Source organism: Micromonospora coerulea (assembly GCF_016598485.1).
In the GTDB taxonomy this organism is placed as follows: Bacteria; Actinomycetota; Actinomycetes; order Mycobacteriales; family Micromonosporaceae; genus Micromonospora; species Micromonospora coerulea.
In genome coordinates, this window is record NZ_JAEMUW010000095.1 from 1 (window position 1) to 1,044 (window position 1,044).

Annotated in this window: 2 protein-coding genes; both read right to left on the minus strand. The window is 66.0% G+C overall.

Annotation, left to right across the window (positions count from 1 at the left end):
* Positions 1-53: 53 nt before the first annotated feature.
* Entirely contained in the window at positions 54-593 is a 540-nt protein-coding gene (locus I8N68_RS32420; RefSeq protein WP_307813061.1) for a DinB family protein, read from the minus strand.
* A gap of 160 nt (positions 594-753) precedes the next feature.
* Positions 754-1,044: integrase core domain-containing protein (locus I8N68_RS32425; RefSeq protein WP_200216917.1), on the minus strand; the 291-nt coding region annotated here is incomplete at its 5' end.

A 1,044-nucleotide genomic window follows, 5' to 3' on the forward strand; every position in this document is an offset into this window, starting at 1 on the left:
GGTGAGGTTGAATCCTGACGGCGGTCCTTATGCTGACCCACCGCCCCGGTGGGTCACAGGCCGGTTCGCCCGTCGATGCACTCGCGCAGGAGGTCGGCGTGGCCAGCGTGCCGCGCATACTCCTCGATCACGTGGACAAGCACGTCGCGCGTGGCGTGGCTGCCACCGTCGACCGGCACCTCGCGGCCCAGGTCGGCCTCCTCGAGGGCGTCGAGCCATTCGTCCGCCTTGGCGATCTCGGCCTTCCAGGTTGCAAAGGCGTCCTTCACCACCGCTGGGTCGGGGACCGCGCCCCCGAAGTCCCAATCCGGGTCGTCCTCGTGCTTGTAAAGGCACGGTGCGTCGGTCCGCCCTTGCAGCACACGCTGGAACCAGTGGTTCTCCATCTGAGCCAAATGGCGGACCAGGCTGAGCAAGCTCAGGGTGCTGGGCGGTACCGAGCGTCGGTCGAGCTGCTCGGCGTCCAGTCCGTCGCACTTCATCTCTATGGTCAGACGGTAGTTGCCGAGGTACTCCCGGTAGGTCGCCTTTTCGCCGACGGGCTGACCGAAGGTCCTGGGGTCGTCCTCGGGGGCGGTCCACAGTTTGCTCACGGCGCCACCCAATCGCGGGCGGACCGCACCAGTCAAGTGAGTTGCGGTGCCCCAACTTCGACGGCCGCCAGGAGGAATTCGATCGCCGCTCGCTCATCGGCTAGAAGCGAATGTTGCCGCATCCGCGTGGGTCTGCTGCACCGATAGGTGACAGGTGTAGTCACGCGGCCTGACTGGCCGGTGGGTGCATGATGGTCTCGAATTCAACGGGGGTCAACCTGGACAGCGACCGCTGCCGTCTGCGGCGGTGGTAGGTCCGTTCGATCCAGGTCACGATCGCGATCCGTAGTTGCTCGCGGGTGGCCCATGATCGGCGGTTCAGGACGTTGTTCTGCAGGAGGCCGAAGAACGATTCCATGGCGGCGTTGTCGCCGGCGGCGCCGACGCGGCCCATGGAGCCGACCATCCGGTGACGGTCCAGAGCGCGCTGCATCTTCCTAGATCGAAACTG